Source organism: Burkholderia pseudomultivorans (assembly GCF_001718415.1).
Classification (GTDB): domain Bacteria; phylum Pseudomonadota; class Gammaproteobacteria; order Burkholderiales; family Burkholderiaceae; genus Burkholderia; species Burkholderia pseudomultivorans_A.
Genome location: NZ_CP013378.1, coordinates 4,529,112 through 4,550,667 on the forward strand (window position 1 = coordinate 4,529,112; position 21,556 = coordinate 4,550,667).

At 67.8% G+C, this 21,556-nt stretch carries 24 protein-coding genes; 7 read left to right on the forward strand and 17 right to left on the reverse strand.

The features are described 5' to 3' along the window. Window positions 1-31: 31 nt before the first annotated feature. Complete coding sequence (locus WS57_RS33250) at window positions 32-358, reverse strand: DUF2917 domain-containing protein (protein ID WP_009694920.1); 327 nt, start codon at window positions 356-358, stop codon at window positions 32-34. A 102-nt stretch (window positions 359-460) separates the two neighbouring features. On the opposite strand from WS57_RS33250, the gene WS57_RS33255 reads away from it, so the two are divergent. Beyond that, on the forward strand, window positions 461-1,405 hold the full coding sequence (locus tag WS57_RS33255) for a transcriptional regulator GcvA (RefSeq protein ID WP_009694921.1): 945 nt from the start codon (window positions 461-463) through the stop codon (window positions 1,403-1,405). An 18-nt stretch (window positions 1,406-1,423) separates the two neighbouring features. Here the strand turns inward: WS57_RS33255 and WS57_RS33260 are convergent, their stop codons facing one another. From WS57_RS33260 to WS57_RS33305, 10 genes are all read right to left on the reverse strand, one after another. Then, on the reverse strand, window positions 1,424-1,732 hold the full coding sequence (locus tag WS57_RS33260; protein WP_009694922.1) for a YbeD family protein: 309 nt from the start codon (window positions 1,730-1,732) through the stop codon (window positions 1,424-1,426). Next, window positions 1,732-2,658 (reverse strand): D-amino acid aminotransferase, encoded by a 927-nt coding sequence (locus WS57_RS33265; protein ID WP_069245352.1) that lies wholly within the window; start codon window positions 2,656-2,658, stop codon window positions 1,732-1,734. Before WS57_RS33265 ends, WS57_RS33260 begins: the two co-directional genes overlap by 1 nt. Before the next feature lie 54 nt (window positions 2,659-2,712). Then, on the reverse strand, window positions 2,713-4,023 hold the full coding sequence (locus tag WS57_RS33270; RefSeq protein WP_060246746.1) for a D-alanyl-D-alanine carboxypeptidase family protein: 1,311 nt from the start codon (window positions 4,021-4,023) through the stop codon (window positions 2,713-2,715). 476 nt (window positions 4,024-4,499) lie between these two features. Then, window positions 4,500-5,144 carry an alpha/beta hydrolase gene (locus WS57_RS33275; RefSeq protein WP_069245353.1) on the reverse strand — a complete coding sequence of 215 codons (645 nt, stop codon included), beginning with the start codon at window positions 5,142-5,144 and terminating at the stop codon, window positions 4,500-4,502. Window positions 5,145-5,157: 13 nt separating this feature from the next. Next, window positions 5,158-5,475 carry a (2Fe-2S) ferredoxin domain-containing protein gene (locus tag WS57_RS33280; RefSeq protein ID WP_009694928.1) on the reverse strand — a complete coding sequence of 106 codons (318 nt, stop codon included), beginning with the start codon at window positions 5,473-5,475 and terminating at the stop codon, window positions 5,158-5,160. 118 nt (window positions 5,476-5,593) lie between these two features. Then, window positions 5,594-6,745: a VanZ family protein gene (locus tag WS57_RS33285; protein WP_069245354.1), complete on the reverse strand. Its 1,152-nt coding sequence runs from the start codon at window positions 6,743-6,745 to the stop codon at window positions 5,594-5,596. A 19-nt stretch (window positions 6,746-6,764) separates the two neighbouring features. Beyond that, on the reverse strand, window positions 6,765-7,388 hold the full coding sequence (locus tag WS57_RS33290; protein WP_040129034.1) for an ABC-type transport auxiliary lipoprotein family protein: 624 nt from the start codon (window positions 7,386-7,388) through the stop codon (window positions 6,765-6,767). A gap of 39 nt (window positions 7,389-7,427) precedes the next feature. After that, on the reverse strand, window positions 7,428-8,357 hold the full coding sequence (locus WS57_RS33295) for an MlaD family protein (protein ID WP_040128307.1): 930 nt from the start codon (window positions 8,355-8,357) through the stop codon (window positions 7,428-7,430). Window positions 8,358-8,369: 12 nt separating this feature from the next. After that, on the reverse strand, window positions 8,370-9,356 hold the full coding sequence (locus tag WS57_RS33300) for an ABC transporter ATP-binding protein (protein WP_420481037.1): 987 nt from the start codon (window positions 9,354-9,356) through the stop codon (window positions 8,370-8,372). Further along, window positions 9,353-10,477, reverse strand: a complete 1,125-nt coding sequence (locus WS57_RS33305; RefSeq protein ID WP_060246738.1) for an MlaE family ABC transporter permease — start codon at window positions 10,475-10,477, stop codon at window positions 9,353-9,355. Before WS57_RS33305 ends, WS57_RS33300 begins: the two co-directional genes overlap by 4 nt. A 324-nt stretch (window positions 10,478-10,801) precedes the next feature. Between WS57_RS33305 and WS57_RS33310 the strand changes: the two genes are divergently transcribed. The 3 genes from WS57_RS33310 to WS57_RS33320 all read left to right on the forward strand — a co-directional run bounded on the left by WS57_RS33310 (window position 10,802) and on the right by WS57_RS33320 (window position 15,109). Then, window positions 10,802-12,871, forward strand: coding sequence for a bifunctional 2',3'-cyclic-nucleotide 2'-phosphodiesterase/3'-nucleotidase (locus WS57_RS33310; RefSeq protein WP_060246736.1), 2,070 nt, complete (start codon window positions 10,802-10,804; stop codon window positions 12,869-12,871). An 8-nt stretch (window positions 12,872-12,879) separates the two neighbouring features. After that, window positions 12,880-13,728, forward strand: a complete 849-nt coding sequence (locus tag WS57_RS33315) for a tetratricopeptide repeat protein (RefSeq protein ID WP_069245355.1) — start codon at window positions 12,880-12,882, stop codon at window positions 13,726-13,728. Window positions 13,729-13,858: 130 nt separating this feature from the next. After that, on the forward strand, window positions 13,859-15,109 hold the full coding sequence (locus tag WS57_RS33320; protein WP_038455837.1) for an IS256 family transposase: 1,251 nt from the start codon (window positions 13,859-13,861) through the stop codon (window positions 15,107-15,109). A 96-nt stretch (window positions 15,110-15,205) separates the two neighbouring features. On the opposite strand, the gene WS57_RS33325 is transcribed toward WS57_RS33320, so the two are convergent. The 4 genes from WS57_RS33325 to WS57_RS33340 are packed head-to-tail and all read right to left on the reverse strand — an operon-like array spanning window position 15,206 to window position 17,407. Next, a complete protein-coding gene (locus WS57_RS33325) occupies window positions 15,206-15,526 on the reverse strand; it encodes a hypothetical protein (protein WP_009687227.1) in 321 nt (106 codons plus the stop codon). Beyond that, window positions 15,523-16,140, reverse strand: coding sequence for a type VI secretion system amidase effector protein Tae4 (locus WS57_RS33330; RefSeq protein ID WP_069245356.1), 618 nt, complete (start codon window positions 16,138-16,140; stop codon window positions 15,523-15,525). The genes WS57_RS33325 and WS57_RS33330 overlap by 4 nt, the downstream gene beginning before the upstream one ends. Beyond that, window positions 16,140-16,733: a hypothetical protein gene (locus WS57_RS38130; RefSeq protein ID WP_236871931.1), complete on the reverse strand. Its 594-nt coding sequence runs from the start codon at window positions 16,731-16,733 to the stop codon at window positions 16,140-16,142. Before WS57_RS38130 ends, WS57_RS33330 begins: the two co-directional genes overlap by 1 nt. Further along, window positions 16,730-17,407, reverse strand: a complete 678-nt coding sequence (locus WS57_RS33340) for a PAAR domain-containing protein (protein ID WP_009687224.1) — start codon at window positions 17,405-17,407, stop codon at window positions 16,730-16,732. Before WS57_RS33340 ends, WS57_RS38130 begins: the two co-directional genes overlap by 4 nt. Window positions 17,408-17,723: 316 nt before the next feature. On the opposite strand from WS57_RS33340, the gene WS57_RS33345 reads away from it, so the two are divergent. The 3 genes from WS57_RS33345 (at window position 17,724) to WS57_RS33355 (ending at window position 19,837) form a co-directional block, all read left to right on the forward strand. Beyond that, window positions 17,724-18,647 (forward strand): biotin--[acetyl-CoA-carboxylase] ligase, encoded by a 924-nt coding sequence (locus WS57_RS33345; protein ID WP_069245357.1) that lies wholly within the window; start codon window positions 17,724-17,726, stop codon window positions 18,645-18,647. Further along, window positions 18,644-19,432: a type III pantothenate kinase gene (locus tag WS57_RS33350; protein ID WP_069245358.1), complete on the forward strand. Its 789-nt coding sequence runs from the start codon at window positions 18,644-18,646 to the stop codon at window positions 19,430-19,432. The genes WS57_RS33345 and WS57_RS33350 overlap by 4 nt, the downstream gene beginning before the upstream one ends. Window positions 19,433-19,594: 162 nt before the next feature. Further along, window positions 19,595-19,837 carry a hypothetical protein gene (locus WS57_RS33355; RefSeq protein ID WP_040128318.1) on the forward strand — a complete coding sequence of 81 codons (243 nt, stop codon included), beginning with the start codon at window positions 19,595-19,597 and terminating at the stop codon, window positions 19,835-19,837. A 39-nt stretch (window positions 19,838-19,876) separates the two neighbouring features. Here WS57_RS33355 and rfaE2 read toward each other — a convergent pair whose 3' ends face one another. Both rfaE2 and WS57_RS33365 read right to left on the reverse strand, forming a co-directional pair. Next, a complete protein-coding gene (gene rfaE2 / locus WS57_RS33360; RefSeq protein WP_040128319.1) occupies window positions 19,877-20,362 on the reverse strand; it encodes a D-glycero-beta-D-manno-heptose 1-phosphate adenylyltransferase in 486 nt (161 codons plus the stop codon). A 180-nt stretch (window positions 20,363-20,542) separates the two neighbouring features. Then, window positions 20,543-21,421: a hypothetical protein gene (locus tag WS57_RS33365; protein ID WP_009695773.1), complete on the reverse strand. Its 879-nt coding sequence runs from the start codon at window positions 21,419-21,421 to the stop codon at window positions 20,543-20,545. Window positions 21,422-21,556 lie beyond the last annotated feature (135 nt).

A 21,556-nucleotide genomic window follows, 5' to 3' on the forward strand; every position in this document is an offset into this window, starting at 1 on the left:
ATCACCAGCGCCCCGTCGCAGGGGAACGGGATCAGACCGTGCGCCAGCCGTCGCGGAACATCGCGCCGACGCGTTCGCGCAGCCGCGCGAGGCCGCCCAGCGCCACCTCCTTCGGCGGCCGCGACACCGAGAACGCGACGCACGCGCTCTGCGCGCCTTCCGCGCTGAGCCACAGCCGCTCGCCGCGGCGCAGGCGGAGCGTCTCGCCGTCGACGAGGAAGTAGTCGTCGACGTCGTTGCTGCGCGTCGCCCACACCGGCCCGCACTGGACCGTCAGTCGCGTGCTGCGCTGAACCTTCATCGGCACCGTTTCGCCGGCCGGTATCTCGAACGTGATGCTTGAAGAAATTTCTTGCATGATCGGCTCCGCCAAAAGCTGCTTCGATGGCTACAATCGTAGACACTTAAAGGCGTCCGACCAAACGACCAATTTTCACGTCGATGTGAGGAAAATTAGCAAATGGACCTCCGACAGCTCCCCGCACTGAACGCGATCCGCGCGTTCGAGGCCGCATCCCGTCACGAGAATTTCTCGCGCGCCGCCGACGAACTGTTCGTCACGCACGGCGCGGTCAGCCATCAGGTGCGTGCGCTCGAGGAGGAGCTCGGCGTGCAGCTGTTCACGCGCAACGGCAAGCGGCTGTGCCTGACCGACGCCGGCATGCGCTACGCGCAGCAGGTCCGCACCGCGCTGATGATGCTCGCCGATGCGACGCGCCAGGTGCGCGCGAGCGACCGCGACCGGCGGCTGGTGATCTCGATGCTGTCGTCGTTCGCCGCGCGCTTCGTGACGCCGCGGATCGGCACCTTCATCGAGCGGCATCCGGAAATCGACATCGAACTGCAGTCGACCAATTCCCTCACCGATTTCGCGCGCGACGACGTCGATCTCGCGATCCGCTTCGGCTTCGGCAGCTACCCTGGGCTCTACGTCGAGCCGCTGTTCGAGGAAGTGTTCTTTCCGGCATGCGCGCCGACGCTGAACGGCGGCAAGCTGCCGCAGACGCCCGCCGATCTCGTCCACTACAACCTGCTGCGCTCGGACGACGAGCTGTGGCGGCCATGGTTCGACGCGGCCGGGCTCGACACGCTGACCGAGCCGAAGCGCGGGATCCTGTACCAGGATTCGTCGAACCTGCTGCAGGCCGCGATCGACGGCCAGGGCATCGCGCTCGTGCGGCGCTCGCTGGCGCTGCACGAAGTATTGCAGGGGCGGCTCGTGCGCCTGTTCGACATCGACGGGCCGAGCCCGTGGCACTACTACTTCGTGTGCCCGACGCCGCTGCTGAGCGCGCCGCGCGTGCAGGCGTTCAGGACCTGGATACTTCAGGAAGTCGCAGCGTTCAAGCTGCTGTGCGAGGAGCTGGACGCGCGTCGCGCGGCGGGGAAATCCGCCGCCGCGTGAGCGCGGGGGGAAGGCGGATCAGAGCACGACCTTGACCATCGGATGGCCGGTCAGCGCACGGTAGATGTTGTCGAGCTGCTCCTGGCTCGTCGCGCGCACGGTGATCGTCAGGCCCGTGTAGTTGCCGCCGCTCGATGCGCGCTCCTCGATCTTCTCGAGGTCGATTTCATTGTCGTGGACGCTGACGACCTTGAAGATCGTGTCCTTGAATTCCGGGTGCGCCTTGCCCATGATCTTGATCGGGAAATCGCACGGAAACTCCAGCAGCGACTCCTTCCGGGTATCGATCGCGCCGGTCACCTCGATGGTTTTGGTCGGTTCGCTCATCATTTTCTCCGGGTTAGGTCAAACTGTTCAAACTCGCGCGCCTTCGCGCGCTGGTACGCGTCGTACAACGCCGCGAACACGGGGCCCGGCTTGCCGCCCTGCACGGGCAGATCGTCGAGCGACGTGACGGGCAGCACTTCCTTAGTGGCCGACGTGATCATGATTTCGTCGGCCGCGCGCAACTCCGGCTCGCTGATCTCGCGCGCGACGAACGGGATCTTGCATTCGTCGGCCAGTTCCTCGAGCAGCGCGTAGCGGATCCCCTCGAGGATCCGGTTGCTGCGCGGCGGCGCGAGCAGCTCGCCGTTCTTCACGATCCAAACGTTCGACGACGAGCCTTCGGTCAGGTTGCCGTCGCGCAGCTGCAGCGTCTCGAACGCGTCGCGCTCGGCCGCATGCTGCGCCATCAGCACGTTGCCGAGCAGCGACGTCGACTTGATGTCGCAATGCAGCCAGCGGCGATCCTCGGCCGTCACGCAGCGCACGCCGCGCGCGCGCTCGTCGGCGGACGGCAGGCTCAGCGGATTCGTCATCGCGAACACGGTCGGCACCGCATGCGCGGGAAACGCGTGGCCGCGCTTCGCGACGCCGCGCGTGACCTGCAGATAGACGGTCGCGTCGCGGCTGCCGAGCCCTGGCGCGTTCTCCGCGACGATGCGCTCGATCAGCGCGCGCCAGCCCGCTTCGTCGTGCGGATTGGCGATGCCGATCTTCTTCAGGCTGCGCTCGAGCCGCTCCAGATGCTGCGCGATCCGGAACGGCACGTGCGCGCCGTCGTGCGCGTAGACGGGGACGACTTCATACACGCCATCGCCGAAGATGAAACCGCGGTCGAGCACCGGAATACGGGCCTGCGACAGCGGCACCCATTCTTCCTGCGCGGACACGCTCAGGTAGACGATCGGATCGAATTCGGCTTGGCTCATGGCTATACCAGATGGGGATGAAGTCGTCGAAACAAAGGCCCGTCGCTGACTCGCTTACTTCTTCTTGCTGAACATCAGCAGGATCGAGTCCCAGATACGACCGAAGATACCCGCTTCCGGCACAGCCTGCAGCGCGACGACCGGGAATTCCGACAGCGTCTTGCCGTCGGCGACGATCTTCACGGTGCCGACCTGCTGGCCTTCGGCGAGCGGCGCGATCAGCGGCGCGTTGACGTCGACTTCCGGCTTGACCTTGTCGCCGAGGCCGCGCGGCACGGTCACCCACTGGTCGCTCTTCACGCCGACCTGCACGGTGTTCTCCTTGCCCTTGTAGAGGCGCGGCGTCGAGATCGCCTGGCCGCCCTTGAACAGGCGTACCGCGTCGAACGCGCTGTAGCCGTAGTTCAGCATCTTCATGCTGTCCTGCGTGCGCTCGCCTTCCTTCTGCTCGCCCATCATCACCGACACGAGGCGGCGCTGGCCGTCCGAACCCGGAATCGCGCGCTTGGCCGACGCGATCAGGCAGTAGCCGGCCGCCTGCGTATGGCCCGTCTTCAGGCCGTCGACCGTCGGGTCGAGCCACAGCAGACGGTTGCGGTTGCCCTGGCGGATGTTGTTGTACTTGAATTCCTTCTCCGAGAAGATGCTGTAGTACTGCGGAAAATCGCGGATCAGGTGCGCGGACAGCTTCGCGAGGTCGCCGGCCGTCGTGTAGTGGTTCGGGTCGGGCATGCCGTTCACGTCGGCGAAGTGCGTGCCCTTCATGCCGAGGCGCTGCGCCTCGTCGTTCATCATCGTGACGAACTGCGCTTCGCTGCCGCCGACCAGTTCGGCCAGCGCGATCGCCGCATCGTTACCCGACTGGATGATCATCCCGTACACGAGGTCGTGCACGGACACCGGCTTGTTCGCCTCGATGAACATGCGCGACTCGTCGCGGCCGACGCGGCGCACCGCTTCGCTCGGCGTGACGATCTGCTCCATCGAGATCTTCTTCTTGTCGAGCGCCTCGAACACGAGGTACGCGGTCATCAGCTTGGTCAGCGACGCCGGCTCGACGCGTTCGTCCGCATTGCCCGACGCGAGCACGGTGTTGCTGGTCGCATCGACGAGCACCCACGAGCGCGCGTTCACGCCCGGCGGCGGCACCGCGCCCGGCATGAAGGTCGCGGGCGCGCCGGTGAACTGCTCGGCGGCGGGCGCCGCATGCGCGGCCTTGGCCTTGGCGGCCGGCTTCGCCTCGGCGACGACGATCGTCGACGCGAGCGCGACAGGCAGCATCACGCCGAGCGCGACGTTGCGCGCGGCGGTGCCGAAGGCAATGGAGGAAGCGAGGGACTTGAGGCCTTGGGAAGACAGACGCATGATCGATTCAGGCTGATGGCAGAAAGTGCGGCGCGAAACGCGCAGGGTTGAACGGCAAGGCGGCGCGCGTTTCGGGCGCTCGCCCGAAACGCCGGGCGACGCGAAACGCGCCGGTTGGACTCGTGCGGACGCGTTCGGTTCGCGGCCGTCGCGAGCGGGCAAAGCGGCGGCGAAACGAGCGCCGCATGGGCCCAGCCGGGCCGCGGGCGACGCGAAATGCGGCCATTATACGTGGCCGCGAAACGCGTTTTCGCGAACCAGGCGCCGGACGGCCGCACACCGGCATCGGCAGGATAGCGGCCACGCTGTCGGGAATATCGATCGAAGCCGTGCGAAAGGCATGCGCAGGCGCAGCGCAAGTCGGGTTGCGCCGGCGCGCGGCGAGCGGTAATACCGACTGTCGCGCGGATGCGTCACGATGACGCGAGCCGCCGCACGTGGCGGCTCGGTGGCTCAGAGGTTAGAGGCTCGGCGGCTCAGTGCCACGCATCGATCACGACGCGCTTCAGCACGTGCAGCTTGCGATGGAAGAAATGCTCGGCGCCGGGGATCACGACGACCGGCAGTTCCTGCGGCCGCGCCCAGTCGTACACCGACGCGATCGGCACGGTGTCGTCGGTTTCGCCGTGGATCACCAGCGTGTTCTCGGGCACGTCGGCGACCTGCCAGCGGCTCGCGGCCGTGCCGACGAACACCATCCGCTCGATCGCCTCGCCCGCGTCGCGCAGCCGCTTCGCGACATGCGACAGCACGAAGGTGCCGAACGAGAAGCCCGCGAGCACCAGCGGCAAGTCCGCGTACGCAGGCTGTGCGCGCATGTGCGCGAGCACCGCGAGCAGGTCGTCGGCCTCGCCGATGCCGTTGTCGTGCACGCCTTCGGTCGCGCCGACGCCGCGGAAGTTCGAGCGGTAGACGACGTAGTTGAGCTGCACGAGCGTGCGCGCGAGCGTCTGCGCGACCTTGTTGTCCATCGTGCCGCCGAACAGCGGATGCGGATGCGCGACCAGCGCGATCCCGCGCGGCGCGGCGCTGCCTTCCCGCACGGCGTCGGGCAGGTCCAGCGCGATTTCGATCTGCCCGACCGGGCCTGCGATCAGCGACTTCTGCGTATGAACGTTCATTCGGCCGGCCCGCTCAGATCTTCAGGCGCTCGACGACCTGGCCGTCGCGCAGGTGCGATTCGACGATCTCGTCGATGTCGGCCTTGTCGACATACGTGTACCACGTGCCTTCCGGATACACGACCATCACCGGCCCCTCCTCGCAACGGTCGAGGCAGCCGGCCTTGTTGATGCGGACCTTGCCGGGCCCGGCGAGGCCGAGTTCCTTCACGCGCTTTTTCGCGTATTCCTGCATGGTCTGCGCGTCGCATTGCGCGCAGCTCGGACGGTCGGCGCCCGGTTCGCGCTGATTCAGGCAGAAGAAGACGTGGTGCTGGTAGTAGGAATCCATGATGGTGGCGACGAGCGGCCCGGCAGCGCCGGACGGATAGAGGGTGGGACGCCGTCGCGCGGTGCGACGGCGGTGCGGACGATTATAACGAGCGGCGCGCGCCGCTGCCCGGTGCGCGTCAGCGGCGCGCCGCGGCCGGCAGCCACGCGCGCTCGACGCGCTGGCCGAGCCAGATCAGCGCCGCGTACGGCCAGATCCACGCGAGCCAGCGCGCGATGCTGTTGAAGTGCACGTAGCGGCCCTGCCGCCAGCCCGACAGCGTGAAGTCGAAGAACGGATTGACCGGCAGCAGGTTGACCAGCACGACGCCGGCCAGCAACGCGACGGCCGCGAGCGCCGCGCGCCACGCGTCGGGCACGCGCAGCGCGACAAGCGCCGCCGCGAAACCGAGCTCGATGCCGAGCCGCGCGCCGGGCGTCGCCCATACGACGACGAGGCCGGTGGCCGACTGCATGAAGGTCGCGGCCGCCTTCAACACGAGCGTCGCGACGACGAACGCGATCAGCAGCCGCACGCGCGGCGCGCGCGCTCGCATCGCAAGCGACGCGATCGCCAGCGCGGCGAACAGCATCAGCCCGCCGAGCGCGGCTTCCCACCCCGAATCGGACAGCCAGCCGTCGATGCGCTCCGGCCATTCGCTGACGCGCCACGCGGCCGGCAGCCACGCGAGCAGCGCATCCTGCATCGACGCATCGGCGCGCTCCCACAGCGCAGCCGGCCAGTCGCCGATGCCGAACAGGAACGGCGACGGGAACAGGATCGCGAACGGCCACAGCCCGGCGAGCAGCAGCGGCGTCGCGCCGTCGGCCTCGAACCACGCGAAGCGCAGCCGCCGCAGCACGCCGCGATCGAGCAGCGCGCCGGCGGCCGGCGCGACGAACGCCGCGCCGAGCAACGCGCCGAGCGAATTGGCGGCCAGATCGAGATTCGACGCGACCCGCGTCGGAAGATAGGTCTGCAGCGCCTCCATGGTGCCCGACAGCAGCACGCCGAGGCCGCCCGCGATCAGCGTCGCGGACACGCCGCGCCAGCGCGGGTGCAGCGCCAGCACGGCGAGCGCGCCGAACGGCATGTAGCCGAGCACGTTGGTGACCACGTCGAACGCGGTCACGTAGCGCTGCATCGGTGCGAACAGATAGTCGAACGGCCCGATGCCGAGCGACGTCCAGCCCTCGAACGGATACAGCGACGCATAGACGACGAGCGCCGCATACGCGGCGAAAGCCTGCCGCGCCAGCGTCGACGCGCGATGCGGGACGGGCGCGCTCATCGCGGCTGCGCGCCGTGCATTACGGCGAGCCCGCGTACGCCTGCATGCCGATCCATGCGGCGATCTGCGACACGAGCTCGTCGCTCGCCGACGCGAGCGCACGCGCGCCGCCCGCCGCGTCGGGCGTGCTCGACGGCGCGCGCGACACGAACGTGCGCTGGCCGAGCACCTTGCCGTCCTGCATCAGCGTCGCGCGCGCGGTGACGGCGCCATGGCTCTGCGACTGCCCGTCGAACACCTGTTCGAACTCGCTCAGGTCGACCTTCAGCGTCGGCGCGCGCACGCCGTCCGAGCCTTCGAGCACCGTGCCGCGCGACGACAGCGCGCCGCGCAGCCGCTGCGTGAGCAGTTGCGCGGGCGGCGCGGTCCAGCGGCTGTCGCGATAGACGGCCGTGCGCTGCGCGTCCGCGTAGGCGAGGCGATAGACGAACTTGTCCGAGTCGAGCGCTTCCGGCGCGGCGACGTCGAGCACCTTCAGCGCGGGGCCGCTGCCGGCCGTCGCGACCGGCGCCGCCGGCCCGAGGTCGTAGCGGATGTTCGACAGCGCCGCGCTGTTGCCGGCGCAGCCGGCGGCCAGCGCGAGCGTCAGCACGGCGAGCGTGGCCGCGGCCGGGCGCAGCGCGCGGTCGAGGATTCGTGGCATGGCGTGTTCCTGCATGATGATCCGGTTGTGCAAAGTGTTTCAGCGGGCGGCGGCCGAACCCGGCCAGACGAAACCCGGTTCGCCGGGCCCCGGCGCCGAACCCGGCGAGCCGAACAACAGACTGCTCGGATTGCGGCCGAGTTCACCGGCGACGTCCTTCAGCTGCCGCGACGCGTCGCTGACGCTGCCCGCCAGCGCATTGAAGCGCGGCAGCGTGTCGTACTGCACGCGCGCGTTGAGGTCGTTCAGCGCGACGCCGACCTGCTCGGCGGCCGTGCCGGCCTTGTTCAGGTTCGAGACGAGCGGCCCGTTCGGCTGCAGCAGCGTGTTCGCCGACGCCATCGCGCGATCGACCTCGTGCATCGTCTGCGGCAGCGCGGCGACCGCCGGGCCGAGCTGCTTCGACAGCGTCGTCACGCCGTCCGCCGCGTGCTGCATGCTCTCGGCGGTCGCGCGCAGCTGCTCGCGCATCTCCGGCGACATCAGCTGGTTCGCGCTTTTCGCGGCCAGTTCGAGCTGCCGCAGCAGCACGTCGCCGCGCTCCTGCAGCTGGTCGAACAGGCTCGGCCGCATCGGGATCTGCGCGATCGACTTCGGCGACGACGGCAGCGGCGACAGGTCGCGGCCCGTATCCTCGAGCTGCACGAACGCGATGCCGGTCACGCCCTGGAAGCCGAGGCTGCCGTAGGTCGACTGCGTGATCGGCGCATCGTGATCGACGAGGATCCGGATCCGGATCTGGCCCGGATGCGTACGATCGAAGCCGATCGACTGCACCTTGCCGACGTCGAGGCCGCGAAAGCGCACGGCCGCGTCCGGGAACAGGCCCGTCACGTTGGTGCGCGCGATCAGGTCATACGGCACGCGCACGGTGCGATCGACGTTGAACCAGAACACGGTGCCCGCGATCGCGAGCGTCAGCGCGATCGTGAACAGGCCGGCCCAGAACGCATGTGATTTGTTTTCCATTCGCGGGTTCCTTTACAGCTCGACGCTCGACAGCGCCGGTTCGAGGGCCGCCTTCGGCAGCTTCGCGCGCCGCTCGGGCGGCAACGCCTGCAGCGCGCGGCGCCCGCGCAGCCCCAGGAAATATTCGTGGATGAACGGATGATCGACGTTCGCGGCCTCCTCGACCGGCGCGGCGACCAGCACCTTGCGATCGGCCAGCACCGCGACGCGCGTCGACAGTGCGACCATCGTGTCGAGATCGTGCGTGACCATCACGACAGTCAGCCCGAGCGTGCGATGCAGCGTCGCGATCAGCTCGACGAATTCGTCGGACGCCTGCGGATCGAGGCCGGCGGTCGGCTCGTCGAGAAACAGCAGCTCGGGCTCGAGCGCGATCGCGCGCGCGATGCCGACCCGCTTGACCATCCCGCCCGACAGCGCGGCCGGCATCTTCGACGCGTGCTTGCACGGCAGCCCGACCATCTCGAGCTTGAGCATCACGATGTCGTGCAGCAGGTCGGGCGGCACGCGGCCGAGCTCGCGCAGCGGCTGCGCGACGTTGTCGAACACCGTCATCGACGAGAACAGCGCGCCGTGCTGGAACAGCATGCCCGAGCGCGTGCGCATCAGCCGCGCGGTCGCCGCATCGATCGTCGACGTGTCGTCGCCGAATACCTTGATCGTGCCCGACGTCGGCCGCTCGAGGCCGAGGATCTGCCGCACCAGCGTCGTCTTGCCCGAGCCCGAGCCGCCGACGATCGACACGATCTCGCCGCGCCGCACGTCGAAATCGAGCTTCTGGTGCACGATGTTGCGCCCGTAGCGCTTGGTCAGGTTGCGCACCTCGATCACGAGGTCGCCGCCCTGCGTCGCCGCCGGCGACGGGCCGACCGACGCGGCGGCGACTGCCGCGGCATGGGCGGTCGCGGCGTCGGCCGGCGCAGCACCGGCTGCCGCAGCATCGGCTGGCGCAGCACCGGCTGCCGCAGCACCGGCTGCCGACTGATTCGACATATTCATCCGAGCCCCACGTTCTGGAACAGGATCGCGAACACCGCGTCGGCGAGGATCACGACCGTGATCGACGTGACGACCGAGGTCGTCGTGCCTTCGCCGAGGCTTTGCGAGTTCGCCTTGATCCGGAAGCCGAAATGGCAGGCGACCAGCGCGATCAGCATGCCGAACACGACGCCCTTGCCGACGCCGATGTACAGGTTCGCGATCGGCACCACGCCCGGCAGCGAGCGCACGAAATAGTTGACGTCGATGCCGAGCACGAGCTTCGCGGCGAGCGCGCCGCCCGTCAGCGCGATGATGTTGGTCCACATCACGAGCAGCGGCATCGCGATGCCGAGCGCGAGCACGCGCGGCAGGATCAGCCGCAGCCCGTGCGGGATGCCCATCACGCGCATCGCGTCGAGTTCCTCGGTCACGCGCATCACGCCGATCTGCGCGGTGATCGCCGAGCCCGAGCGGCCCGCGACGAGGATCGCCGACAGCACCGGGCCGAGCTCGCGGATCACCGACAGCCCGAGGATGTTCACGATGTAGCGGTTCGCGCCGAACATCTGCAGTTGCTGCGCGGACAGGTAGCTGAGCACGATGCCGATCAGGAACGCGACCAGCGCCGTGATCGGCAGCGCCTGCGTGCCCGCGCTGTAGATGTTCGCGGAGGTCTCCTTCCACGGCATCGTCTGCGGGCGGCGCAGCACCGACAGCGCATCGAGGATCACGCGGCCGAACATCGCGATGCCGCCCTGCAGGTGCTCGGCGAACGCGAACAGCATCAGGCCGAGCCGCGTGACGGGATCGACGCGCACGATGCGCTCGGGCGCCTCGCGCTGGCTGTCGAGCCGCTCGATGCGCTCGAAGATCGTGCGCTGGGTCGCCGTCAGCGCGATGCCGGCCGGCAGCTTGCGGCCCCATACGCGCCACAGCGCCTGGCCGCCGACGTGGTCGAGCCGTCCGATGCCGGACAGGTCCCATTCGCTCACGCGCCCGGTCGCGACGCTCTCGGCGCGGCGCACGACCGCGCCGCGATTGCGCGCGAGCGCGAGCGCGGTCCACTGGCCGGTCAGGCGCACGGTCTGGCCCTGGCCGCCGGCGTCGACCGACAGGCCGGGAGGGGTCTCGAAGTCCAAGGGCGGTTTGTTTGCAAATGAATGACAGCGGCCATTGTAGCGAACCGACCGGCGCCGCGACGTGAGGATTTCCGCGCGAACGCGCGGCCCGGACTGCCGGCCGCGGCACCGGCGGGAGGCCGGGCCCGGCGTTCGCGACGAGATGCGGCCCGGCGCGGTCCGGCCCCGGCGGAGCCCGGCGCGAGGACCGGCACGACGACAGCTTTCATTCTGCCGTCACGTTTGCTTTCGATACTCTCACGCGCCGCACGTCAGGCCGTCGGCGCGCCGCGCCGCCATCTCGTTGCGCACCTCGTCACGATAAAACACCAAACAGGACATTCGATGCGACTCCCCTCGCTTCCCCGCCGTCGCGTACCGGCCGCCGCCGCGCTCGCGAGCCTCGCGTTCACCCTCGCCGCGTGCGGCGGCGACGACGTCACGTCGCCTCCCGCGTCGCAGCAGCCGGCGCAGGCGCCGGCCGGCACGACCGCGACGCTGGCCGTGCTGGAGACGACCGACCTGCACACCAACGTGCTGTCGTACGACTATTTCAAGCTCGCCGCCGACAACTCGCTCGGCTTCGAGCGCGTATCGACGCTGATCGCGCAGGCCCGCGCGCAGTATCCGAACACGCTGCTGCTCGACAACGGCGACACGATCCAGGGCACCGCGCTGTCGGATTACCAGGCGCTCGTGAAACCGGTCGGCTGCGACCAGACGCTCGCGATCTACAAGGTGATGAACGCCGCGAAATTCGACGGCGGCGGGATCGGCAACCACGAATTCAACTACGGGCTGCCGTACCTGTCGCAGGTGACCGGCAGCACGTTCGACGTCGACGGCCTGCCGGCGCCTGCGCAGCAGAAGAAGTGCGCGGGCCCGAACTTCCCGCAGGTGCTCGCGAACGTGATCAGCGCGAAGACCAACGCGCCGCTGTTCACGCCGTACACGATCCTGACGCGCACGCTGACGGCGACCACGCCCGACGGCAAGACCGTCAGCGCGCCGGTGAAGGTCGGCATCATCGGCTTCACGCCGCCCGCGATCATGAACTGGGACAAGCGCTGGCTCGACGGCAAGGTCTACACGACCGGCCTGAAGGAAGCCGCGCAGAAGTACATCCCCGAGATGCGCGCGAAGGGCGCCGACCTGATCGTCGCGATCTCGCACGGCGGGCTCGACAATTCCGCCTATTCGCCGACGATGGAAAACGGCAGTTGGTGGCTGTCGACCGTGCCCGGCATCGACGCGATGCTGATCGGCCACTCGCACCAGGTGTTCCCGGACGCGGCGAGCACCGTGCCGCAGTTCAACCTGCCGGGCGTCGACAAGGTCAAGGGCACCGTCAACGGCGTGCCGACCGTGATGGCGAACTACTGGGGCAAGCACCTCGGCGTGATCAAGCTCGGCCTGAAGTTCGACGGCAGGACGTGGACCGTCGACAAATCGCAGACGACCGTCGAGGCGCGGCCGATCCAGAACGCCGACAAGACCTACGTGGCGGCCGACCCGTCGGTCTCGGCCGCGATCGCGGCCGAGCACCAGGCGACCATCGACTACGTGAAGACGCCGATCGGCTCGACCGACTACCGGATGAACTCGTACTTCGCGGACGTCGGCGATCCGGGCGCGATCCAGATCGTCAATGAGGCGCAGGCCGACTACGTCGCGCGCTACGTGCAAGCGAACCTGCCGCAATACGCGTCGCTGCCGGTGCTGTCGGTCAGTGCGCCGTTCAAGAGCGGCTTCGGCGGCGGCAGCGACTACACCGACGTCGCGCCGGGCGCGCTCGCGATCAACAATGCGGCCGACCTTTACCTGTATCCGAACACCGTCTATGCGACGAAAGTGAGCGGCGCCGACGTGAAGAACTGGCTCGAGACGGCCGCGAAGCGCTTCAACACGATCGACCCGACGAAGGCGACCGTGCAGCCGCTCGTCAGCAGCTTCCCCGGCTACAACTTCGACATGTTCACGTCGGCGGACCTCACGTACGAGATCGACGTCACGCAGCCCGTCGGCAGCCGGATCAAGCAGCTCGCGTACAAGGGCGCGCCGATCGATCCGAACGCGCAGTTCATCGTCGCGACCAACAACTACCGCGCGAGCGGCGGCGGCAACTTCCCGGGCCTCGACGGCAGCAAGACGATCTTCGCGTCGCCCGACGCGAACCGCGACGTGCTGATCGCGTACATCAAGCAGCGCGGCAAGATCACGCGCGCGGCCGACGGCGCCCAGCGCAGCTGGCGCTTCACGAAGCTCGCGAGCTCGGTCGCGCACGTGCAGTTCGCGTCTGCGCCGAACCGGCTCGCCGACGCGACGGCGGCCGGCCTGACCGGCATCACGCAGGTCGCGGCCGACGACGGCTCCGGCAAGAACCTCGCAACCTACGAGATCGACCTGACGCAATGAGACCCGCGATGCAACCGATCCGGACGATGCGGCCGGCCGAAACCGGCTTCGCCGCCGCGGCGCGCCGCTTGCTGCGCATCCAGCTGCCGCCCGCCGCGCTGCTCGCGGCGGCCGCGGCGACCGTCGCGATCGCGGTCGCGGCGGCCGGCTGGCGCGGCACGACGGCCCCCGCGCCGAGCGCCGCGCAACTCGACGAATGGCAGGCGATGGTCGCGCAGGCTGCCGAGCCGCACGCGCTCGCGCAGCTGCGCGACCTCGCGCGCGCGGGTTCGGCCGCCGCGCAGGCGGCGCTCGGCATCGCGCTCGCCGACGCGCGCGAACCGGGGCTGCGCGACGAAGGGCGCGGCTGGCTGGAAACGGCTGCACAGGCGGAAGGTGCGGCCAACGCACCGGCCGCGCGGCGCGCGCAGCTTGCGCTCGGCAAGGCGCTGCTGCTCGGCAGCGGCGACGTCCCGAAGGACTATGCACGCGCGCACGCGCTGCTCGGTGCAGCGGCCGATCACGGCGATCCGGCCGCCGCGTACTACCTCGGGCTGATCTACCGCAGCGGCTACGGCACGGCCGCCGATCCCGTGCAGGCCGCGCACTGGTTCGAGATCGCGTCGCGCGCGGACATCCCGGCCGCGGATTTCATGCTCGCGAACGCGTACCGCGACGGCAGCGGCGTGCCGCGCGACGAAGCGCGCGCGCTCGCGCTGTATCGGCGCGCGGCCGAGCACGAGTTGCCGGAAGCCGTGCAGACGCTCGCGATGGCGTATCGCAACGGCGAACTGGGGCTGCGGCCCGACGCGGACGAGTTCCACGCGCAGTGGATCGAGACCGCGCATGCGTTGAAGCACCCGGTGGTGGCGCCGTGACGAGGATCGAGAAAGCGCGGTGGCGGTTGCCTCGCTTTCCCGCATCCCGCCGCCTGATCCGCGATGCGTGAAGGTGCGGGCCTGTCAGGAATTTTGTGTTTAAGGCATAACATGCTCCCAAGGAGAGTTTATGCCTCGCAAACCGAAAGCCCAGCCGGCGGCTCTGCCGGCGATTCCGGCCGAGCTGCTCGAGCAGTTCGGCAACGGTCCGATGACGGCCGAAGCCATCAACGCCGCGACGCTGGCGCTCAAGAAGGCGCTGATCGAACGGGCGCTGGGCGGCGAGATGAACCATCATCTCGGCTACCCTCCCGGTGCTGCCAAGCCGGTCAACGCCACGAATCAGCGCAACGGCAAAGGGGCCAAGACGGTTCTGACCGAAGACGGCCCGATCCGTATCGAGGTGCCGCGTGACCGCGACGGCAGCTTCGAACCCATCCTGATTCCCAAGCACGAACGGCGCTTCACGGGCTTCGACGACAAGATCGTCGCCATGTATGCCCGAGGCATGACCGTACGCGAGATTCAGGGCTTCTTGCTGGAACAGTACGGCACCGAGGTCTCGCCCGACTTCATCAGTTCGGTCACCGACGAGGTCATGGCCGAAGTAACCGCCTGGCAGGCCCGACCGCTTGAGCCGATGTATCCGGTCGTGTTTTTCGACGCACTGCGGGTCAAGATTCGCGAAGACGCCGTCGTGCGCAACAAGGCGGTCTATCTGGCGCTGGGCGTGCTGCCCGACGGCACGCGGGAAATCCTGGGCCTGTGGATCGAGAATACCGAGGGGGCCAAGTTCTGGATGAAGGTGTTCAACGATCTGAAGACGCGCGGCGTTCACGACATCCTGATTGCCGTCACGGACGGGCTCAAGGGCATGCCCGAAGCGCTGGCCGCCGTGTTCCCGGCCACCACGCTGCAGACCTGCATCGTCCACCTCATCCGCAACAGCCTCGATTACGCCAGTTGGAAGGACCGCCGAGGCTTGGCCGCGGCGATCAAGCCGATCTACGCCGCTCCCAGCGCGGAAGCCGCTCAGGCCGAACTCGATGCGTTTGCGGATGGGCCGTGGGGTCAGAAATTCCCGACTGTCAGTAGCGCGTGGCGCAACGCCTGGGATCGCGTGATCCCGTTCTTTGCGTTTCCGCCGGGTGTGCGCAAGATCATTTACACGACGAACGCGATTGAAAATATCAACTCGCAGTTGCGCAAGATCATCAAGACCCGTGGTCACTTCCCGACCGACGAGGCTGCCACCAAGCTCATCTGGCTGGCCTTGCGCAACATCACCGCGAACTGGGGGAGCGCCGCTCACGACTGGAAGACGGCCATGAACCAATTCGCTATCCTTTACGCAGATCGATTCGTTCGGCCTTCCGTGTAATTACTCCACCCGCCTTGAACACGGAAATCCTGACACCCCCGAAGGTGCCGGCAGGCAGGCCTCGCCGCACATACGACACGATGCCGCCAGCGCGGCTTATATCAGCCTTATCGATAGCATCGTGAGCCAGTGCGCAGCCACGAGCATGCTCAACAAGACCACCCATTGAATCGCGTTACGTCGCCTGCTGCCGAACAACACGGCTGCGACATAAAACAGGATCGATGGACCGAAAATGGCGGAGAGAAATCCCAGTCCCTCCACGAAGTCGACCGGGCACGCGCCAATTTCCTTGCACCCATTCGTCACACAGCGCTGCGGGAAGCGCTGACAGATCTCGATATCAACACCGGCCCAGCCCCACCAGCTGACCAGTCCGAGAATCGCGAAGATAATCGCAACGCCCTGACGCCTCATCGGACTTCCCAGAACAGGATGCGATTCGAGTTTCCCAGGTCGGACCAGCCCATTGCGCTTCCAGGCCGAAAAGATCGTCGGCCGAGCTGACGCCCGATCGCTGCTAATGCGTTGAGTGGACTGCTTATGGTCAGGCGCGTGCCGTTCCATAGATCGATATGCCCGCCACTGGCGTTTTCCGCGCGCTCACCCGCCCGGGTCCAATAACCGTCGAACATCACAATACCGGTTCGACCTTTGATTTTCGCCTCCCAGTCTCGCCCGGTAATGTTCTCGCCCCTCCCCAACCCCGCGAACGGCAACAATTCCAGCCACGCGCCCAACTCGTTGGCGCGCGTGGCCGTCGCTTTCCCGTCCAGCAGGATTCGCCCGATACTCGGCTGGCCACCGAGCGGCTTGATCAGCCTTGACGAAAAAGACTTCATTTCAATACCGACGCCATGAAAGGCAACGCTCATGCGAATAGCACATTGGTTGGTATAAGCCGGATTCTCATAGGGATTGCCTGACGGGTAGGCGTCCCACAGTTCCTTGAATGTTATCGCCCTCAGTTGCACGCCCTTGATGGAATCAGGCGTCGTGTTCGTTCTTATCGTCGTCGGCCTGTTTGGCATCACGTCCAGTCCTTGTGCATAAGGGCATCTTCGCCCCAATAGATCGTGTAGCTGTCGGCACTCTCTGAGTGGATTCGCGGCAACAGGCCATTACTGTTTATGTGCCCTGACAACGTACGCCCGTCACTCATTTCGATCAGGTATGGGTAGCTCTGCGGTAACGTGGTGCCTATGCCAGCACGCACCTGTTCGTCGTAACCAACAGACATATCGGCCTGTGCCCCCTTCTGCTCCTCGACCATCGCGACACTTACAGCCGGGACACGTTTGGCTCCCTTCGGCGGCTCTACTTCGTGCGACTCGAAGATCATCATCATGCTGCGTTCGGCATAGAAAGTCGGCGGCGGATTGCACCCACAGACATTGATATCGCCGCTCAATGCCCATGGCTGACCGTTCGGCGCGGTGCCTGGCTTGCGTACTCCCGTCGGTGAAATAAATCCTTCCTGATTGCAGGCCGCGCAGTAAGTCTTCATATAAAGCGTGGCGATATTCACGCTCGGCGGCGGATTCGAACAGGTCACACCCTCGAGCCCCTCGATAATCACCGCGCTGCCGCCACGATCACCCTTGGCGAGAAAATAACGAATCATTCGGCGCCGCCTCGGCGAATCACCGCCGAATGTTTCACGACCGTGAAGGTGTCGGCAGATACAAGACCGTTACGGTCCGGACTGTCCGTAAAGGTGTCACCGTTATCCAGTTCACCACCGACGAAAGCCAGAGGCTCGAAGCTGCGGTCATCCGTCAGCCCGAGACCGCTGATGATTCGTGCAGTCGAGCCATCCGCATAGTGAACAAGATCGCCTATCACACCGGCGTTGCCGAGGCGAACGCCGGTATCCCACTTGCCGGTCGCTTCGCGTAGCACGCCACCCCGCGCAGTCGTCGCCCCCCTGACCGCCAGCCGATAGCGCTGCGGCGCCGGCAGCGGTACATAGCTGGCATCGAACAATCCATCGATAGTCTCGCCTGGCGGCACATGGATTCCCCACCAGCGCTGAAGCGTTTCGACAATACAGTCGCCATTGCTCAATCGACTGCCCACCAGCGCAAGCGGCTTGTCGCTACCAATCGCGTACTCGCCTGCGCCGTCCGCAATTACCGCCTCGCTGCCGTCTTCGTAGGTCACGATATCACCGACTCGGGCAACAGCAAGCCCGGCGACGGTCAATTCGCTGCTGGCCTTGGTTACGCGCCCGCCTCGTTCGGTAAGCGCGCCGATGGTGGCGAAAAGATGGGTCGGCGCCGCTCGCTCGTTCTTCATCGGAATCTCCTTTCTCGACGATTTGGTGAAAATTGCCGTACCCAAATTTGCGTAAGCAAGAACGGAAATTCAATGAGACAAATTCGAAATCCTTATCAATCGGTGTCGTTTTAGTATGTTTACGCAATAAGAGACAGACCGGTCGAGACGCACCTATTCAGCCCAGCAGGGACTTGCACTTGTGTTCGGCTATACCGGGCACAACGCCCGCCCGATCGAACCGGCTGTGCATTTCGCCGTTCAGTGACATTTTGCGACTACGACGCCCTCCTCAAACTTCCGAGCACCGCCGCCCCCTGTCGCTACAATAAGCGCCATGAACACCCCCACCTCCCCCGACACGCCCGAATCCGGCGCCGCGCACATCGCGCGCAACCGGCTCGACGCGCACCTGGACGCCGCGCCGCGCGCGTGGCCGCTCGACATCGTCGCCGCCACCGGCTCGACCAACGCCGACCTCGCCGCCCGCCTGAAGGCGCTGCCGCGCGCCGCGAACGCGCTGCCCGCGCCGCTCGTGCGCGTCGCGTTCGAGCAGACGGCCGGACGCGGCCGGCAAGGCCGGCCGTGGTTCGCGCAGCCCGGCAACGCGCTGCTGTGCTCGGTCGGCTGCATCGTGCCGCGCCCGGTCGACGCGCTCGGCGGCCTGAGCATCGCGATCGGCGTCGCGCTCGCCGAAGGACTCGCCGCCCTGCCGCTCGACGCCCGCACGCGCGTCGCCGTCAAATGGCCGAACGACCTGCTGCTGACGGCCGACGACGACGACGGCACGCCGCGCATCGTCGGCAAGCTCGCGGGGATCCTGCTGGAAACCGTCTGGACCACCGCCGACGCCACCGCCGTCGTGATCGGCTTCGGCATCAACGTGCGCGGCGCGGAAGCCGTGGCGACGGAAGTCGACGCGCTGCGCGCCCGCGACGCCAGGCTGGCGAGCGGCCTGCCGCCGGCCGCGCTGTCGGCCGGATGGGCGTCCGCGAACCTGACCGATACGCTCGCCGCCTCGCTGAACGCGCTCACGCCTGCGCTCGCGCAGTTCGCCAGCGACGGGCTCGCGCCGTTCCTGCCGCGCTGGCATGCGCTGCATGCGTATGCGGGACGCGAAGTCGTGCTGCTCGAACAGGGCGTCGAACGCGCGCGCGGCATCGCGACGGGCATCGACGCGGCCGGCCAGTTGCTGCTCGACACGCCGAACGGCCCGCAGGCGATCGCCGCCGGCGACGTCTCGCTGCGCGAAGCGCAATGAGCGAACCGCATCTGCTGATCGACGCGGGCAACAGCCGGATCAAGTGGGCGCTCGCCGATGCGCAGCGCATGCTGGTCGAGACCGGCGCATTCGGCCACACGCGCGACGGCGGCGCCGATCCGGACTGGGCGAAGCTGCCGCGCCCGTGCGGCGCATGGATCTCGAACGTCGCCGGCGCCGACGTCGCCGCGCGGCTCGATGCGCTGCTCGACGCGCACTGGCCGGGCCTGCCGCGCACGACGATCCGTTCGCAGCCCGCGCAATGCGGCGTGACGAACGGCTATACGACGCCCGAACAGCTCGGCAGCGACCGCTGGGCCGGCCTGATCGGCGCACGCGCGGCGTTTCCGGACGAGCATCTGCTGATCGCGACGTTCGGCACCGCCACGACGCTCGAAGCGCTGCGCGCGGACGGCCGCTTCACCGGCGGGCTGATCGCGCCGGGCTGGGCGCTGATGATGCGCGCGCTCGGCACGCACACCGCGCAGCTCCCGACGCTGACGACCGACATCGCGAGCGGGCTGCTCGCGGGTGCGCAGGCCGAGCCGTTCCAGGTCGACACGCCGCGCTCGCTGTCGGCCGGCTGTCTGTATGCGCAGGCGGGGCTGATCGAGCGCGCGTGGCGCGACCTCGCCGACGCGTGGCAGGCGCCGGTGCGGCTCGTGCTCGCGGGCGGCGCGGCCGACGACGTCGCGCGCGCGCTGACGCTGCCGCATACGCGGCACGATGCGCTGATCCTGTCCGGACTCGCGCTGATTGCCGCGTCGACGGCGACGGCCGCCTGACGCAGACGCGCATCGACGCCGGCCCGCGCGGGCGACGATCGACGGCATGACGCCGCCGCAACGCCGGTACTGCCGCGCAATCGCCGCACCGGCCGTCGCCGCAAACGGCAAAAAGCCGGCCACGTGGCCGGCTCGACTGAATGACGACAGGGAGTCTCGACGATGCTGCGCTGGTTGATCGCTGTTCTCTTTCTCGCCAACCTGCTCGCGGCCGCGCTCGCGAACGGGCTGTTCGGGCCGCTGCCCGCAGCCGGCCCGCGCGAGCCTGGCCTGCTGTCACGCCAGGTGCAGCCCGACGCGCTGCACGCGATGCCGCTCGCGCAGGCGGTCGATCAGCCGGTCGTCGGCGGGCCGATCGCGCCGCCCGGCGTCGACACCGAGCCGCTCGCGGCGCCCGCGCACTGACGGCGCACGGCCGCGACGCTGGCGGCTGCTCGCGGCCGCTTACGGCTGCTGCGCGCGCACCTTCTTCAGCAGCGCGGTGGTCGAGCGATCGTGCTCGAACGGAATCGCGAGCGCGCGGCCGCCCCAGCCGCGCACGATGGCCGATTCCGGCAGCGCGTCCATGTCGTAGTCGCCGCCCTTCACGAGGATGTCCGGATGGACGGCCTCGATCAGCGAGACCGGCGTCTTTTCCTCGAACTTCACGACCCAGTCGACGCTCTCCAGCGCCGCGAGCAGCGCCATCCGGTCGTCCTCGCGGTTGATCGGCCGGTCGTCGCCCTTGCCGAGCATCCGCACCGACGCGTCGCTGTTCACGCCGACGATCAGGCAGGCGCCGAGCGCCTTCGCGTCGGCGAGATAGGTGACGTGGCCGCGATGCAGGATGTCGAATACGCCGTTCGTGAACACGACGGGCGACGGCAGCGAAGCGCGCAGCGCGACGAGGGCATCGCGGGTGATCAGCTTGCGTTCGAAGGTGACGGGCATGATGAAGGCCGGGGAGAATGGACGACAAGTGCGGCCGCGCGCCCGCAGGCGCCGGACGGCCGCGCCAGATAAAAAGCCCGCCGGACGGATCGGGCGGGCTTCACGTGGCTCGCGCGACGCAGCGTGCGGCGCGCCGGCGGTGCATCGCGCCGGAGCCGCCGCTGCATACGGCGGCCGGCCTCAGGCCGGCTGCGCGGCCGACGACGGGCCGCCTTCGGACTGCAGGCGCCCCGTGACTTCCTTGCGATAGCGGTTCAGTTCCTGCGCGGTCGCGAACGTGCGCTCGAACAGGATCGACAGGTTGTGCAGGATGCGCTCGACGACCTTCTTTTCCCATTCGCCGTCGAAGCGGATCTGCTCGTCGAGCCAGCGCTCGAGCCATTCCGGATCGGGCAGGCGCGACTGCACGGTGTCGCGCGGGAACAGCGCCTGGTTCACGTGCAGGTTGGTCGGGTGCAGCGGCTTTTCGGTGCGGCGCGCCGACGCCATCAGCACGCCGATCTTCGCGAACGCCGCACGCGCGACGTCGCCGCAGTTGTTCAGCGCCTTCTTCATGTAGCGCAGGTACGCGCCGCCGTGGCGCGCCTCGTCGCGCGAGATCGTCTCGTAGATGTGCTTGATGACCGGCTCCGTGTGCCAGTCGGCCGCGCAGCGGTACCAGTGGTTCAGGCGGATCTCGCCGCAGAAGTGCAGCATCAGCGTCTCGAGCGGCGGCGCCGGATCGAACTCGAAGCGCACCGCGTGCAGCTCCTCCTCGCTCGGCACCATTTCCGGCTTGAAGCGGCGCAGGTATTCCATCAGCACCAGCGAATGCTTCTGCTCCTCGAAGAACCACACGCTCATGAACGCGGAAAAATCGCTGTCGTGCTGGTTGTCGCGCAGGAACATCTCCGTGGCGGGCAGTGCCGACCATTCGGTGATCGCGTTCATCTTGATCGTCCTCGCCTGCTCGTCGGTGAGCAGCGAAGCGTCGAACTTGTCCCACGGAATGTCCTTCTCCATGTCCCAGCGGACGGCTTCGAGCGACTTGTAAAGTTCCGGATAAAGCATGGTGTTCATGATGGTCCCGCCCCTGTTCTGCGCAATGCGACTTCTCTCAACGTGACTGTTGCCGCCAGGCGCGCACGCGCCTTTTGCAGCCAAGACTCTAATTTTACGCGTGAAACCGGCCCCCGGACGCGCGTTCCGCGTCCG